The 14,171-nt window shown below is 71.5% G+C and carries 14 protein-coding genes; 11 read left to right on the forward strand and 3 right to left on the reverse strand.

Annotated elements, in window-relative coordinates:
- The first annotated feature begins 280 nt into the window (after positions 1-280).
- The 5 genes from IEZ25_RS14530 to IEZ25_RS14550 all read left to right on the forward strand — a co-directional run bounded on the left by IEZ25_RS14530 (position 281) and on the right by IEZ25_RS14550 (position 6,568).
- Complete coding sequence (locus IEZ25_RS14530; protein WP_191200187.1) at positions 281-2,401, forward strand: hydantoinase/oxoprolinase family protein; 2,121 nt, start codon at positions 281-283, stop codon at positions 2,399-2,401.
- Positions 2,398-4,395: a hydantoinase B/oxoprolinase family protein gene (locus tag IEZ25_RS14535; protein ID WP_191200188.1), complete on the forward strand. Its 1,998-nt coding sequence runs from the start codon at positions 2,398-2,400 to the stop codon at positions 4,393-4,395. The genes IEZ25_RS14530 and IEZ25_RS14535 overlap by 4 nt, the downstream gene beginning before the upstream one ends.
- Before the next feature lie 8 nt (positions 4,396-4,403).
- Positions 4,404-5,096 carry an SDR family oxidoreductase gene (locus IEZ25_RS14540; protein WP_318152247.1) on the forward strand — a complete coding sequence of 231 codons (693 nt, stop codon included), beginning with the start codon at positions 4,404-4,406 and terminating at the stop codon, positions 5,094-5,096.
- A gap of 10 nt (positions 5,097-5,106) precedes the next feature.
- A complete protein-coding gene (locus IEZ25_RS14545; RefSeq protein ID WP_191200189.1) occupies positions 5,107-5,553 on the forward strand; it encodes a GNAT family N-acetyltransferase in 447 nt (148 codons plus the stop codon).
- A 97-nt stretch (positions 5,554-5,650) separates the two neighbouring features.
- A complete protein-coding gene (locus IEZ25_RS14550) occupies positions 5,651-6,568 on the forward strand; it encodes a hypothetical protein (RefSeq protein ID WP_191200190.1) in 918 nt (305 codons plus the stop codon).
- Between the two features lie 3 nt (positions 6,569-6,571).
- Here the strand turns inward: IEZ25_RS14550 and IEZ25_RS14555 are convergent, their stop codons facing one another.
- A complete protein-coding gene (locus IEZ25_RS14555; protein WP_191200191.1) occupies positions 6,572-7,216 on the reverse strand; it encodes a response regulator in 645 nt (214 codons plus the stop codon).
- Positions 7,213-8,202, reverse strand: coding sequence for a sensor histidine kinase (locus tag IEZ25_RS14560; protein WP_191200192.1), 990 nt, complete (start codon positions 8,200-8,202; stop codon positions 7,213-7,215). Before IEZ25_RS14560 ends, IEZ25_RS14555 begins: the two co-directional genes overlap by 4 nt.
- A 77-nt stretch (positions 8,203-8,279) precedes the next feature.
- Between IEZ25_RS14560 and IEZ25_RS14565 the strand changes: the two genes are divergently transcribed.
- From IEZ25_RS14565 to IEZ25_RS14580, 4 genes are read left to right on the forward strand one after another with little or no spacing between them, the layout of a single operon-like run.
- Positions 8,280-8,828 carry an SPFH domain-containing protein gene (locus IEZ25_RS14565; protein WP_191200193.1) on the forward strand — a complete coding sequence of 183 codons (549 nt, stop codon included), beginning with the start codon at positions 8,280-8,282 and terminating at the stop codon, positions 8,826-8,828.
- Entirely contained in the window at positions 8,825-9,310 is a 486-nt protein-coding gene (locus IEZ25_RS14570) for a TrkA C-terminal domain-containing protein (RefSeq protein WP_191200194.1), read from the forward strand. Before IEZ25_RS14565 ends, IEZ25_RS14570 begins: the two co-directional genes overlap by 4 nt.
- Entirely contained in the window at positions 9,307-10,599 is a 1,293-nt protein-coding gene (locus IEZ25_RS14575; protein WP_318152248.1) for an ArsB/NhaD family transporter, read from the forward strand. Before IEZ25_RS14570 ends, IEZ25_RS14575 begins: the two co-directional genes overlap by 4 nt.
- Before the next feature lie 14 nt (positions 10,600-10,613).
- A complete protein-coding gene (locus IEZ25_RS14580; protein WP_191200195.1) occupies positions 10,614-11,342 on the forward strand; it encodes an SDR family oxidoreductase in 729 nt (242 codons plus the stop codon).
- Here the strand turns inward: IEZ25_RS14580 and IEZ25_RS14585 are convergent.
- The gene (locus tag IEZ25_RS14585) at positions 11,339-11,824 is read right to left on the reverse strand and encodes an AAA family ATPase (RefSeq protein WP_191200196.1); all 486 of its coding nucleotides are present in this window, start codon (positions 11,822-11,824) and stop codon (positions 11,339-11,341) included. The genes IEZ25_RS14580 and IEZ25_RS14585 overlap by 4 nt on opposite strands.
- Positions 11,825-12,038: 214 nt before the next feature.
- On the opposite strand from IEZ25_RS14585, the gene IEZ25_RS14590 reads away from it, so the two are divergent.
- Both IEZ25_RS14590 and IEZ25_RS14595 read left to right on the forward strand, forming a co-directional pair.
- Positions 12,039-12,974, forward strand: coding sequence for a carbamate kinase (locus IEZ25_RS14590; RefSeq protein ID WP_191200197.1), 936 nt, complete (start codon positions 12,039-12,041; stop codon positions 12,972-12,974).
- Positions 12,975-12,996: 22 nt separating this feature from the next.
- Entirely contained in the window at positions 12,997-14,103 is a 1,107-nt protein-coding gene (locus IEZ25_RS14595) for a barbiturase (RefSeq protein WP_191200198.1), read from the forward strand.
- The last annotated feature ends 68 nt before the right edge of the window (positions 14,104-14,171 follow it).

Below are 14,171 nucleotides of genomic sequence, written 5' to 3' on the forward strand. Positions count from 1 at the left end.
GGGGAGGCGGGATGGCTCCGGAAGGAGGGTCCGCACGGCGCAGAACCAGTCCGCTGGGGAAGCACCGCAGGCACCGGGTGATGAGGTGACTGGGACCGGACAGAGGGAGCGATCGACCGGGAGCATCACCACCACCGGTCAACCGAAGGGCCCTTGGCGCTCATACCGCCAAGGGCCCTTCACCCTTGTCCGGGGCACGACAGTTATTGCCGACAGATGGGTGTTTCGTCGGCAATCTCTGCCGTGGCCCCTGCCACGTCCGCGCAGTTGAATCGTCCTCATGACGGAGCGGACGCCAGAGCGACCCCAGCGGCGGATCAGGATCGGCATCGACACCGGTGGCACGTTCACCGATGTGGTCGCCTTCGACGAGGAGTCGGGGGAGCTGGTCACGACCAAGACCCCCAGCACACCGGGCAACCCGGCCGACGGATTCATCTCGGGCATCGAGAAGATCCTCGGCATCGTCGGCGGTGAGGGCGGCGACATCACCGCCGTCTCGCACGGCACCACGGTGGCCACCAACAAGCTCCTCGAGGGCAAGGTCGAGGCGCTGGGCTTCATCACCACCGAGGGCTACGAGTTCATGCTCGAGATCGCCCGCCAGTCGGTGCCCGACGGCTACGGCAACTCCTACTTCTGGGTCAAGCCCGACCGGATCGTGCCCGCCGACCGCGTGCGCACCGTCGGCGGCCGGCTCGACTTCACCGGCGCCGAGATCCGCCCCTTCGACGAGGAGGGCGCGGTCGCGACCGCCCGCTGGTTCAAGGACCAGGGCATCACCACGATCGCCGTGTGCCTGCTCCACGCCTACGCCAACGACGAGCACGAGCTGCGGCTGCGCGAGATCCTGCGCCGCGAGCACCCCGAGGCGATCGTCTCCATCTCGAGCGAGGTGCTGCGCGAGTACCGCGAGTACGAGCGCTCGATGACCACGCTGGTCGACGCGGCCGTGAAGCCCAACGTCAGCCGCTACGTCACCAACATCTCCGAGCGGCTGGTGAACTTCACCGGCAGCGAGATCCCGTTCTACGTGATGAAGTCCAACGGCGGCGTGCTGTCGGCCGACGAGGTCGTGCACCAGCCCATCACCACCGTGCTGTCCGGCCCGGCGGCCGGTGCCCTCGGTGCCGCGCTGATCGCCAAGGTCGCGGGCTTCCCGAAGATCCTCACCTGCGACGGCGGAGGCACGTCGACCGACGTGTCCGTCGTCCTCGACGGCGAGCCGACCCTCACCACCGAGGGCACCGTCGGTGCCTACCCCAGCAAGATCCCGATGATCGACGTCGTCACCGTCGGAGCCGGCGGCGGCTCGATCGCCTGGCTCTCGCCCGAGGGCACGCTCAAGGTCGGCCCGCACTCGGCCGGCGCCGATCCCGGCCCGCTCTGCTACGGCAAGGGCGGCACCCAGCCGACCATCACCGACGCGCACGTCTCCCTCGGCCGGATCCCTCCCCACCTGCTCGGCGGCGAGATCCCGCTCGACGTGGAGGCGGCCCGGAAGGGCATCTCCGACCTCGCCGACCAGCTCGGCCTCGACTTCGAGCGGTGCGCCACCGGCATCCTCGAGATCTCCGCGTGGAACCAGGCCAACGCCCTGCGCCAGGTCAGCGTCAAGCGCGGCCTCGACGTCCGTGACTTCATGCTGACGACGTTCGGCGGCTCCGGCTCGCTGCTGGCCTGCCGGCTCGTCGACATCCTCGACCTGGCAGGTGTCGTCGTACCCCCCAACCCGGGCAACGTCAGCGCCTTCGGCCTGCTGACCGTCGACGTGAAGAACGACTACGTCCAGACCCACGTCGCGAAGGAGTCGGCGCTCGACCACGCGGCCGTGCAGTCGATCCTCGACTCCCTCACCGACCGGGCCCGCGAGGCGCTCGACAAGGAGGGCTTCGCCGCCGCCGACCACCAGTTCCAGCGCACGATCGACGTCCGCTACGTCGGTCAGGCCTACGAGGTGCGCGTCGCCGCGCCCGAGGGCGTCGTCGACGCGGCGTACGTCGAGCAGGTGGCCGAGACCTTCCACGCCGAGCACCGTCAGCTCTACGGCTACGACTTCCGCGGTGACCGCGATCAGCAGGTCGAGTGGGTCAACCTCCGCGTCACCGGCATCGGCCCGATCACCCGTCCGGAGATCCCGACGCTGGACAAGGCCGACGGCGACGCGCTGGACCGCGCGGTCCGCGGGCGCCGCGAGGTCTGCTTCGACCCGGAGCAGGGCTACGTCGACACCCCGGTCGTCTGGCGCACCGACCTCGGCGCGGGCGACACGTTCAGCGGTCCCGCGATCGTGGAGGAGTTCGGCTCCACCATCCCCGTCCACCCCGGCTTCGAGGTCGTCGTCGACGACTGGGCCAACCTCGTGATCCGCAGGTCGAGCAACCAGGAGAGCGCCCGATGAGCAGCACCTTCGACACCACGGTCGACCCCGCCTACGTCACCGCCAGGCCGGTCAACCCGGCCGGGCTGCCGACCGCCTACTCCCACGGCGGCCGCCTCACGGCCGAGGGCTCGAGCGTCGACCCGATCCTCGTCGAGATCGTCCAGGGCACCCTGGCCAGCGTCGAGATGGAGGTGGAGACCGCGATCGGTCGCACCAGTCGCTCGCCGATGATCCGCGACGCCCACGACTTCCGCGCCGGGATCCACGACCGCGAGCTCCGCAAGCTCACCGGTCGCTCCTACAGCGCGCTGGTGCACCCGATCGTGCGCGACTTCCCGATCGAGGAGATGCGCGAGGGCGACGTCTTCTTCCACAACGACGTCTACGAGTCGGAGGGCGGCATCGGCCACCTGCCCGACCTCTGCGTCACCGTTCCGGTCTTCCACGAGGGCGAGGTCGTCGCCTTCGTGCAGGCCTTCGGCCACCACGACGACATCGGCGGTGCGGTGCCGGGCTCCATGCCCAGCAACGCGACCACCGTCTACGAGGAGGGCCTGGCCGTCCCGCCGATCAAGCTCTGGGACGCCGGCGTACCCAACAGGTCGGCGCTGCGGATCATGACCCGCAACTCCCGGATGCCCGACAGCCTGGCTGCCGACCTCGACGCCGAGTGCTCGGCCTGCCTGATGGGCGCGCGCCGGCTCGGTGAGCTCTTCGAGCGCTACGGCCGCGAGGCGATCGAGACGTCCTTCGACGCGATCCTCGACGCGACCACCGAGACCTACCGTCGCGAGATCCTCTCCAAGATCCCCGACGGCACCTATGTCTGGGAGGACTACGCCGAGCACGACGGCGTCGACGAGCCGCAGCTGCACACCCAGCGGATCACCCTGACCAAGGTCAGCGACGCACCGGCGGACCCGGAGATGGGTCGCCCCGCCGGCCCGCGCCTGATCATCGACTTCACCGGCACGAGCGCGCAGGCCAAGGGGCCGATCAACCACTGCGGCGACTACGTGGGCGGCAACTTCCTCAAGAAGTGGCTCGCGCCGATCCTGCGCAACCTCGCCGACACGCCGGAGCGGATGGCCGAGCTCGACGTCAACGAGGGCATCGTGCCGCTGATCGAGATGCGCTTCCCCGAGAAGGGCACGCTGCTCACGCCGATCCACCCCGGTCCGACCAACGCGCGCACCTTCGTCATCCTGCGCCTGCTCGGCGTGCTCGCCGGCGTGGTGGCCAAGGCCGTCGACGGCAAGATGCCCGCCGACCAGGAGACGATCCGCTACACCGGCGTCTACGGCAAGGACCTCGAGGGCAACGACTACCTCATGCGCGAGGTGCTCGGCGGCGGCTCCGGCGGTCGCTACTACGCCGACGGCGAGGACACCATCCACGTCGTGCCGGACTCGCGCAACCTGCCGACCGAGTTCACCGAGTCGCGCTTCCCGTTCATCGTCGAGCGCCTGGGCCTGGCCCAGGACTCCGGCGGGGCGGGGGAGTTCCGCGGCGGCCTCGGCTACGAGAAGCACATCCGGATGCTCAAGGACGCGCACTTCATGTCCATCGCCGACCGCTCGATCCTGGCCTGCTGGGGCGTGCGCGGCGGCAAGGCCGGCATGCCGTTCCAGGTCGTCATCGACCCCGGTGGCCCCGACGAGCGCGAGGTCGACGCCCTCGCCGACGCCGAGGAGATCAAGGCCGGCCAGCTCGTGCGCATCCGTACGACGGGTGGCGGCGGCTGGGGCGACCCGCTGGCCCGCGAGCCCGAGTCGGTCGTGCGCGACGTGGTCTGGGGCAAGGTCTCGGCCGAGGCGGCGCTGCGCGACTACGGCGTCGTGCTCACCGGCTCGACCGACGCCGGCGACCTCGGCTTCGACGCTGACGCGACCGTCGCCGAGCGGGGTGGCCGTGCGGCCTGGAGCCGCGACGACGACGCGTTCTTCGACCGCGGTCCGGGCTACTCCTCCCTCGCCGACGGCGCGGCGTTCGCCGACGTCGACCGGATCTGAGCGCCCTGGTGCGAGTCGCAGTCCTCGGCGGGCACGGCAAGACCGGCCGCGCGGTGTGTGCCGCGCTGGCCGCGAGGAACGTGGACGCGCTGCCGCTGGGTCGGGCCGACTGGTCCGACCTGGCGGCGGCCGTCGCCGGCTGCGAGGCGGCCTACGTCATCGCACCCAACCTGCACCCCGACGAGCCGGCCCACGTCGCCGAGGCGCTCGCAGCCCTCAGCGACGGCGGCGTGCGACGGGTCGTCTACCACTCGGTCGCCTCGCCCTACGCCCCCGCGATGCCGCACCACCTGGGCAAGGCCGTGAGCGAGGACCTGCTCCGGCGCAGCGGTCTCGACTGGACGATCCTGCAGCCGGGCGCCTACCTGCAGAACCTCGACCTCTCCGGTCCCCTCGACGTCCCCTACTCGCCCGACGCGCAGTTCGGCTTCCTCGACCTCGCCGACCTCGGCCGGGCCGCGGCCGTGGTGCTCACGCAGCCCGGCCACACGGGCGCGACGTACGAGCTGGCGACACGCGTCGCCACGGTGCGCGAGCTGGCCGACGAGGCCGGCGTGGAGGTGCGGCGGGTCCCGGACCCGAAGACGCACCCCTGGCTGTCGACGATGTTCGACTACTACGACGACCACGGGCTGCCCGTCGGCACGCAGGTCCTGTCCGCCCTGCTCGGGCGGAGCGGTGGCGAGCGGTCCGACGGATAGGATCCGTGGCGTGGTCTCCATCGCTCCCGTCACGCCCGACGACCGTGCCGAGTGGGGCACCCTCTGGGACGGCTACCTGACGTTCTACGAGGCTTCCCTCGCCGAGGAGACGACGGCGGCGACGTTCGCCCGGATCGTCGACCCGGGCTCGGGCATCCACGGCGCGATCGCCCGCGACGACGATGGGGAAGCTGTCGGCATCGTCCACTGGCTGACCCACGCCGCGACGTGGACGACGACCACCTACTGCTACCTCGAGGACCTCTTCGTCGCACCCGACGGGCGACGCACCGGGGTCGGCGGCGCGCTGGTGGATCACGTCCGCCAGTGGGCCGAGGCGCACGGGTCGGCGAAGGTCTACTGGCTGACCGCGGAGTCCAACGCGACCGCACGCGCGCTCTACGACCGCGTCGCGACGCGCTCGGGGATGATCCACTACGAGATCACGACGGCCTGACCCGTCGGCTGGTGGAGCCTGCCCTGAGCGGTCGTCGCTCCGTCACGATCCGGCAACGACCGTTGCCCGGCGCCGCCGGTGCGTCGATGCTTCCGGGATGAACCGGGGGATGGTGCTCGGGCTGCTGATCGCGGCCGGGGCGACGGGTTGCGGTGGGGCCGACAGCAGCGCAGGACCGGCGAGGCCGGCGTCCTCGCCCACGGCCGTGCTGCCCGCCGACGGTCCGGTCCGCACCGTGACGACAGTGCTCGACGAGGGCGGGGGCCCGGTGATGTGCCTCGGCATGGTCATGCAGTCGTCTCCTCCGCAGTGCGACGGCCCCGACGTCGCCGGCTGGGAGTGGGCCGACCATCCCGAGGCCGACGCGGCCGGCGGCGTGCGCTGGGGTGGCTTCGTGGTCGTCGGCGACTGGGATGGCACGACGCTCACCGTGACCGCGGCCCGGCCCGCCACGGACGACGACTGGCCCCGCACGCAGGACGACGACTTCGTCACCTCGTGCGACGAGCCCGACGGCGGCTGGGTCGTGGTCGATCCGGCCACCACGACCAACGGAGCGAAGGGGGATGCGAACCGTGTTGCGGAGCAGCTGCCGGACTACGGCCTGATCTGGGCAGACCAGTCGATCAACCCGCGTTGGCCGGACTGGCAGCGCCTGGTGGACGGCGACCTCGAGCGGGACACGCTCGAGCTCGAGCAGGCGATGAACGACCCGCGCTACACGATCCTCAACGTCGGGGTCACCGACGACCTCGCGCGAGCCGAGGCCGCGGTCCGCGAGGTCTGGGGAGGCCCGCTCTGCGTCTACGAGCTCTACAACACCTCCGCCCGGCTCCGCGAGGTCGCCGACGAGCTGCGAGACCTGCCTGGCAACCTGACGCCGCAGTTCGGGACCATCTCCAACCGCGTCGACCTGCCGGTGATCCACGACGACGGCTCGATCCAGGCCTGGGTCGACGAGGAGTACGGCGAGGACGTGGTCGAGGTGACCTCCGCCCTCACGCCGGTCGGGTGAGCCTCAGGGCTCGATCAGGCCGGCCCGGATGGCGTACCTCGTCAGCTCGACGCGGTCGCGCATGCCGAGCTTGCCGAGGATGTTGGCGCGGTGGCCCTCGACGGTCTTGAGCGCGATGTGCAGCTCCTTGGCGATCTCGCGCGACGACCGGCCCTCGGCGATGAGCTTGATGACCTGGTCCTCACGCGCCGTCAGCACCGAGGCCGGCACCCGCTCCCCGCGACGGAGCCGGTCGAGGTAGTCGCGCACCAGCGTGCTCTCCGCCCCGGGGTAGAGGAACGTCTCGCCCCGCATCGCGGCGCGGCAGGCGTCGACGAGGTCCTCGTCGGCGACCGACTTGAGGACGTAGCCGCTGGCCCCGGCCTTGAGGGCACCGAAGAAGTACTGCTCGTTGTCGTGCATCGAGAGCATCAGGATCCGCGGCGGGTTGCGGCGTCGCGCGATCTCGCCGGCCGCCTGCAGCCCGGTCATCCGCGGCATCGCGATGTCGAGCACGACGAGGTCGACCTCGGTGTCGCGGACGCGCTCCACGGCCTCCACGCCGTCGGCGGCCTCGGCCACGACCCGCAGGTCGGGCTCCTGCTCGAGGATCAGGCGGACGCCACGACGCACGAGCGTGTGGTCGTCGGCCAGCAGGATCCGGATCATGCGACCACCTCCGCGCCGACGTCGACCGGGACCTTGAGGCGCACCGTCGTCCCGTGGCGGGGCTGGCTGATCACCGACAGCTCGGCGCGCACCAGCGCCGCGCGCTCGCGCATGCCCATCAGCCCCGATCCCTCCGTCAGGTCGGCGAAGCCGCGACCGTCGTCGCGCACCTCCAGGACGACGGTCGCGCCCACCCTCTGCAGCGAGACCTCGACCTCGTGGGCGTCGGCGTGGCGGGCGGCGTTGGTCAGCGCCTCCTGGGCCACGCGGTAGACGACGACCTCGGCCTCCGGGCTGAGGGCGGGCAGCCCGGGCGCGAACGAGCGCCGCACGGGCGCGGGGCTGTGGTCGGCGAAGTCGGTGGCGAGCGCGGCCAGGGCACTGGTCAGGCCGAGGTCCTCCAGCACGCCCGGGCGCAGCCGACGCGCCACCCGGCGTACGTCGTCGAGGCCGGCGCGGGTGCTCTCCCGCACGGCGCGCAGGTCCTCGACCAGGTCGGCGGGCGCGCGCTGCTCGACCTGCTTGAGCCCGAGCAGCACCACCGTCAGGCTCTGCCCGACCTCGTCGTGGAGCTCCTGCGCGATGCGGTGTCGCTCGGCCTCCTGCGCGGCGAGGGCCCGTGCGTCACCGTCGCGGCGCTCCTCGGCCAGGCGCGTCAGCAGGCCGTTGACGCTCTGCGCCATGCCCCGGACCGGGCCGGACCCCTCCTCGGGCAGGCGGGTCGGCTCGAGGTGCTCGATGTCGCCGAGCCGCTGGATCAGCCGGTGCAGCGGAGCCAGCGCCCAGCGCAGCAGGAGAGCGTTCATGGCCAGGATCACCACCAGCCCCAGCCCGATCACGGCGAGCTCCGAGGGCAGGGGATCCGCGGAGACGCTCGCGGGCGAGAGCACCAGGACCAGGACGCCGACCACGAACACCACGCCGTTGATCAGACAGATCGTCCAGAACAGCGGGAGGTGGAGCGGACGGCGCACGGGCTGCGGCATGGGGCCAGCCTCCCATCCCGGCCAGATGGGGTCAGGCACCCATGTTCTGGTGGACCCACGACCCGTTGACTTGAGCCATGCCGCCGCCTGACGAGAACACGACGGTCGACCCGACCGGTGCGGCGTGGGTCGTGTGGCTGGTGATCATCGGCCCCGGCCTGCTGGTGGCCACCTTCGCGTGCGTACGCCGGGTCGGTCCCGGCGAGATGGTGCTGGTGGTCCGCCAGGGCCTGGTCGTGCGCTCGCGCCGCTTCGGCTTCGTGCCGCGCGCGCCCGTGCTCGAGTCGTTCGAGTCGGTGCCGACCGGAGCCCGCGTGCTCCCGCTGGTCGTGCGCGCGCGCACGAGCGACGGCGTCGACGTGATCGCCCTGGCCGACCTGACCCTGGAGGTCCACGAGGTGGAGTCCGGCACGCCCTGGGTCCCCACGACGACCGTCGTACGCGTCGCGGAGGAGACGGTGGGCTCGGCCGTCCAGCAGCTCGAGGTGCGCACGCTCGTCGACGAGCTCGAGTCCCTCGAGGAGCGCTGGCCGGCCCAGGTGACCCGCCGGCTGCCCTGCGGCACCGAGGCCACGGCCCTGGCCGTGACCGAGGTCGAGGCGCGCCTGACCGGAGGAGCCGCATGAGCGAGACGCCCTACCTCCTGCAGGTCGCCGTCTCGGTCGCGCTGCTCGCCTCCGCGATCGGCTTCGCCGTCGGCCTGGCCGTCGGTCGCGGACGTCAGCCCCGCTGGCAGGAGAAGGGCAGCTTCGTGCACAAGGTCTCGATCGGCTTCGCGAGCCTCGACCGGCTCGACGCCACGATGCTGCGCTTCGAGGTCGAGCCCGGCTCGCGCCTGACCGGCGTCGAGATCGGCGAGCTGCGGCTCCCCGAGGGCTCGGGCGTGGCCATCGTGACCCGCGGCAAGGACGTCATCGTCCCCGAGTCCCGCAGCGTGCTGCGCACCGGCGACCAGGTGCTCGTCGTGGCCGCGATCGGCCAGGTCACCACCGTCGAGGAGCGGCTGCGCTCGGTGAGCCGCTACGGCCGGCTCGCCACCTGGGCCGAGAACATGGACGACTACTCCGGATCTGCCCGCGCCTTCGGCGTGCGGAGGCGGATCGCGTGATCCTCACCTCGGCCGCCCTGGCGGTCTTCATCGTCGCGTACGCCCTCATCGCGACCGAGCGCGTCCACCGGGTCGCCGCCGCGCTGGGCGGTGTCGCCGGCATGGTGGTCATCGGTCTGGTCGACGCCGAGACGGCGTTCTTCGACGAGCACACCGGTGTCGACTGGAACGTCATCTTCCTGCTGTTCGGGATGATGATCATCGTCGGCGTGCTCAAGCAGACCGGCCTCTTCGAGTTCCTGGCGCTCTGGGCCGCGCGGAAGTCGGGCGGACACCCCTACAAGCTGCTCGTCCTGCTGGTGCTGGTCGGGGCCGCAGTGGCACCGATCCTCGACAACGTCACCTGCGTCCTGCTCGTGGCTCCGGTGACGCTGTCGGTCTGTCGCCGGCTCGGCCTGCCGTCCGCGCCGTACCTGATCTCGCTCATCCTCGCCTCCAACATCGGTGGGATGTCCACGCTCATCGGCGACCCGCCCAACATCATCATCGCGAGCCGCGCCGGGCTGACGTTCACCGACTTCCTCGTCCACTCGCTGCCGCTGACCGTCATCTTGCTGGCGCTGTTCGTGGTGATGGCACGCTGGCTCTTCCGCAAGGACCTCCAGCAGATGGGCGACGTGCACGGCCTCGACGACCTGCGCCCGGCCGACGCGATCACCAACGTGCGGATGCTGCGCCGCTGCCTGGTCGTGCTGCTGCTGGTGATGGTCGCCTTCACCCTGCACGCCGTCCTCCACCTCGACCCGTCCGTCGTGGCGATGATGGGTGCCGGCGCCATGGTCCTGGTCTCGCGCACCGAGCCCGAGGAGTTCCTCGAGGAGGTGGAGTGGGCCACCCTCGCGTTCTTCATGGCGCTCTTCGTGCTCGTCGGCGCACTCGTGCAGGTCGGCGTGATCGGCGCGATCAGCGAGTGGGCGGCCGAGGCGATGGGCGGACGCGAGCTGCTGGGCGCCACCGCGCTGCTCTTCGGCTCGGGTGTGGTCGGTGCCTTCGTCGACAACATCCCCTACACCACGGCCACCGTGCCCGTGGTCGAGGAGATGGTGGCCAGCACCACCGCCACCGGTGCCGACAGCCCCCTGTGGTGGGCCTTCGTCTTCGGCGCCGACCTGGGCGGCAACGCGACCGCGGTGGCGGCGGGCGCCAACGTCGTGGTGCTCGGCATCGCGGCCAAGGCCGGCGAGCCCATCAGCTTCTGGGGCTTCACCAAGTACGGCATCCAGGTGACCGTGATGACCCTGCTCGTCGCGTGGGGCTGGGTCTACCTGCGCTACTTCGCCTTCGTGTGAGGTAGACACCTCTCATGCGTACCCTCGTCACCGGCGGCACCCGCGGCATCGGCGCGGCGGTCGCCCGGCGGCTAGCCGCGGACGGCCACGACCTCGTGCTCGGCTACGCCCGCGACGACGCGGCGGCTTCTCGTACGGCGTCCGCGTGTCGTGAGCTCGACGTCTCGTGCACCACGGTCCGTGGCGACCTCACCACGGACGCCGGGATCGAAGCGCTCTTCGCCGAAGCCGGCGAGCTGACCGGCGTGGTCAACAACGCCGGCGCGACGCTGCACCTCGGCCCGCTCGCCGCCACCCCGTCCGACGTCGTACGCGCGACGGTGGACCTCAACCTCACGTCGGCGCTGCTGGTGGCGCGGGCAGCGGTCCAAGCACTCGGGCGCTCGTACGGCGGCTCCGGCGGCGTGCTGGTCAACATCAGCTCCGGCGCCGCGACCCTCGGCTCGCCGGGGGAGTACGTCCAGTACGCCGCCGCCAAGGCCGGTGTCGACGCGCTGACCCTCGGGCTCGCGCAGGAGGTCGCGGGCGACGGCGTCCGCGTGGTCGGCGTCGCGCCCGGCATCATCGAGACCTCCATCCACGCCGACGCGGGTGAGCCCGGACGTGTCCAGCGGGTCGGACCGCTCGTCCCGATCGGTCGCGCCGGGTTGCCGGACGAGGTGGCGAACGCCGTGGCGTGGCTGCTGTGCGACGAGGCGTCCTACGTCACCGGCACGACGCTGCGGGTGGCCGGCGGCCGCTAGCGGCTGCGCTCGATCTCGTCGACCACCTCGGCGAGCGGCCGCGTCGAGTCGATCGGGACGGCGTCGGCAGGGATGTCCTCGCGCGACGCGTGGAGCCGCAGCACCATCGCCGCCTCCTCCGGGTCGCCGCCCCACTCGTCGGCGGGTCTGGCGGCGAGGCGCTCGGCCAGCGTCGCTGCGTCCAGCTCCAGCACGAAGACCTCGTCGAAGAGGTCGATGAAGCGCTCGAAGTTCCGGGACCCGCCGCAGAAGTACGTCGCCGGGGTGCTGTGATCGGCAATGATCCGGCGGACCTCGGCCACGTCCCAGACGTGGTGCTCGTGGACGTGGCCGGGAAGCGGCTCGCCGGTGACCGGGTCGCCCTGGTAGGCCAGCGCCCGGTCGCCGTGGACGACGTGGTGCCCCCGGCGCTCGAGCTCGGTGGCCACCGTCGTCTTGCCCGCGCAGGAGACGCCTTCGACGAGGTAGTTGCGGATTCCCACCGGGCCAGTATCGGCGAACTCGGTCGCGACACGTGTCCGAGAAGTGGCCCTCTCTGGCCCGGATCCAGGGCAACATCGCGGACACGTGTCTCGCGCAGCCTCGCGGGTCGTACGCCTCACGCGACGGCTATCGTCAAGACCTGCCCCTCTCCCAGTCTCGGACTGACAACTGTTGCCGATGGGGTGAGGTGGCCGTGATCACTACGGTTGCGACATGAGGGTCCTGCTCGCGCTCGGCGGAAACGCCATGACCAACGCCGACGGACGGGCGCGCCCGGAGGACCAGATCGCGGCCGCCGGTGTCGCCATGGCCGCCGTCGCAGGCCTGCTGGAGCACGACCACGAGGTCGTCATCACCCACGGCAACGGTCCCCAGGTCGGCAACCTGCTGGTGAAGAACGAGCTGGCCGCGGCCGTCGTGCCCCCGGTCCCGCTGGACTGGTGCGGCGCGCAGACGCAGGCCACCCTCGGCTTCGTCCTCATGGACGCCCTCGACCACGAGCTCGCCACCCGGTCCGTGCAGCGCCGCAGCGCCGCGGTGGTGACCCGCACCCTGGTCGACGCCGACGATGCGGGCTTCACCACGCCCACCAAGCCCATCGGTCGCCACCTGCCCGAGGCGGACGCGCGCCTGCTGATGAGCCACGGCGAGACCTGGGAGGACCGTGGCGAGAAGGGCTGGCGCCGCGTCGTCGCCTCACCCGAGCCGCTGGAGATCCTCGACGCACCCGCGGTGCTCGCGCTCATCGAGGCCGGCTTCGTCGTCGTCGCCAACGGCGGTGGCGGCATCCCGGTCGTACGCCGTCCCGACGGATCGCTCGGCGGAGTGGAGGCCGTCATCGACAAGGACCTCGGCGCCGCGCTGCTCGCCCAGACCACCGAGGCCGACGTGCTCGTCATCGCGACCGACGTGCCCAACGCCGTCATCGGCTGGGGCACACCCGACGCGCGACCGCTCGGCACGGTGAGCGTCGCGGAGCTCCGCGGGCACGCCGCCGACGGTCACTTCGCGTCCGGCTCGATGGGCCCCAAGGTCGACGCGATCTGCCGCTTCGTCGAGGCGACCGGCTCGCGCGGCGTCATCACCAGCCTCGACCAGATCACCGCCGCCGTCGCCGGTGACGCCGGCACCGTCGTCGTACCTGAGTAACTCCACCGAAAGGAACCCTCGAATGCCCAGCGCCATCGAAGTACGCAAGGTCCCGATCCACTCCGTGGCCGACGCCTCCGAGCTGACCAAGCTCATCGACGAGGGCGTCATCGCCGCCGACCGGGTCTTCGCGATCATCGGCAAGACCGAGGGCAACGGTGGCGTCAACGACTACACCCGCATCATCGCCGACCGCGCGTTCCGCGAGGCCCTGATCGCCAAGGGCGCCGACCCCGAGCAGGTCAAGGGCGTGCCGATCGTGTGGTCGGGCGGCACCGACGGCGTGATCAGTCCCCACGCCACCATCTTCGCGACCACCGACGTGGCCGAAGACGACCCGTCGCGCGAGGAGATGCGGCTGACCGCCGGCTTCGCGATGAGCGAGCCGATCCTGCCCGAGGAGATCGGCTACGTCGCGATGATCGAGAAGGTCGCCGCGGGCGTGAAGGTCGCCATGGAGCGCGCCGGGATCACCGACCCGGCCGACGTGCACTACGTCCAGACCAAGACCCCGCTGCTGACGATCCACACCATCCGCGACGCCAAGGCGCGCGGCAAGAGCGTGTGGACCGAGCACACCCACGAGTCGATGGACCTCTCCAACGGTGTCACCGGCCTCGGCATCGCCGTCGCCCTCGGTGAGATCGAGATGCCCACGGACGCCGACGTGATGCACAACCGCGACCTCTTCTCGGCGGTCGCCTCGTGCTCCTCGGGCGTCGAGCTCGACCAGGCTCAGATCGTCGTCGTGGGCAACGCCAAGGGCGTCGGCGGCAAGTACCGCATCGGCCACTCGGTGATGAAGGACGCCCTCGACTCCGACGGCATCTGGGAGGCCATCCGCACCGCGGGCCTCGACCTGCCCGAGCGCCCGCGCACCAGCGACCTCGACGGCAAGCTCGTCAACGTGTTCCTCAAGTGCGAGGCGAGCCAGGACGGCATGGTCCGCGGCCGTCGCAACGCGATGCTCGACGACTCCGACGTCCACTGGCACCGCCAGATCAAGGCCACCGTCGGCGGCGTCACCGCGGCCGTCACCGGCGACCCGGCGGTCTTCGTCTCGGTCTCCGCGGCCCACCAGGGCCCCGAGGGCGGTGGCCCCGTCGCCGCCATCGTCGAGGTCTCCTGACGCCTGGGCTCCGCTCCACCACCGACACCGCGTGCCGTACGGCGCGCGGTGTCGGTGCTTCGTGATGG

The sequence above is a fragment of the Nocardioides hwasunensis genome (assembly GCF_014779665.1).
In the GTDB taxonomy this organism is placed as follows: Bacteria; Actinomycetota; Actinomycetes; order Propionibacteriales; family Nocardioidaceae; genus Nocardioides; species Nocardioides hwasunensis.

Coding starts and splice junctions, on each gene's coding strand:
- IEZ25_RS14530 (WP_191200187.1), top strand. CDS start 281: ATGACGGAGCGGACGCCAGAGCGACCCCAGCGGCGGATCAGGATCGGC.
- IEZ25_RS14535 (WP_191200188.1), top strand. CDS start 2,398: ATGAGCAGCACCTTCGACACCACGGTCGACCCCGCCTACGTCACCGCC.
- IEZ25_RS14550 (WP_191200190.1), top strand. CDS start 5,651: ATGAACCGGGGGATGGTGCTCGGGCTGCTGATCGCGGCCGGGGCGACG.
- IEZ25_RS14555 (WP_191200191.1), bottom strand. CDS start 7,216: ATGATCCGGATCCTGCTGGCCGACGACCACACGCTCGTGCGTCGTGGC.
- IEZ25_RS14560 (WP_191200192.1), bottom strand. CDS start 8,202: ATGCCGCAGCCCGTGCGCCGTCCGCTCCACCTCCCGCTGTTCTGGACG.
- IEZ25_RS14565 (WP_191200193.1), top strand. CDS start 8,280: ATGCCGCCGCCTGACGAGAACACGACGGTCGACCCGACCGGTGCGGCG.
- IEZ25_RS14570 (WP_191200194.1), top strand. CDS start 8,825: ATGAGCGAGACGCCCTACCTCCTGCAGGTCGCCGTCTCGGTCGCGCTG.
- IEZ25_RS14580 (WP_191200195.1), top strand. CDS start 10,614: ATGCGTACCCTCGTCACCGGCGGCACCCGCGGCATCGGCGCGGCGGTC.
- IEZ25_RS14590 (WP_191200197.1), top strand. CDS start 12,039: ATGAGGGTCCTGCTCGCGCTCGGCGGAAACGCCATGACCAACGCCGAC.
- IEZ25_RS14595 (WP_191200198.1), top strand. CDS start 12,997: ATGCCCAGCGCCATCGAAGTACGCAAGGTCCCGATCCACTCCGTGGCC.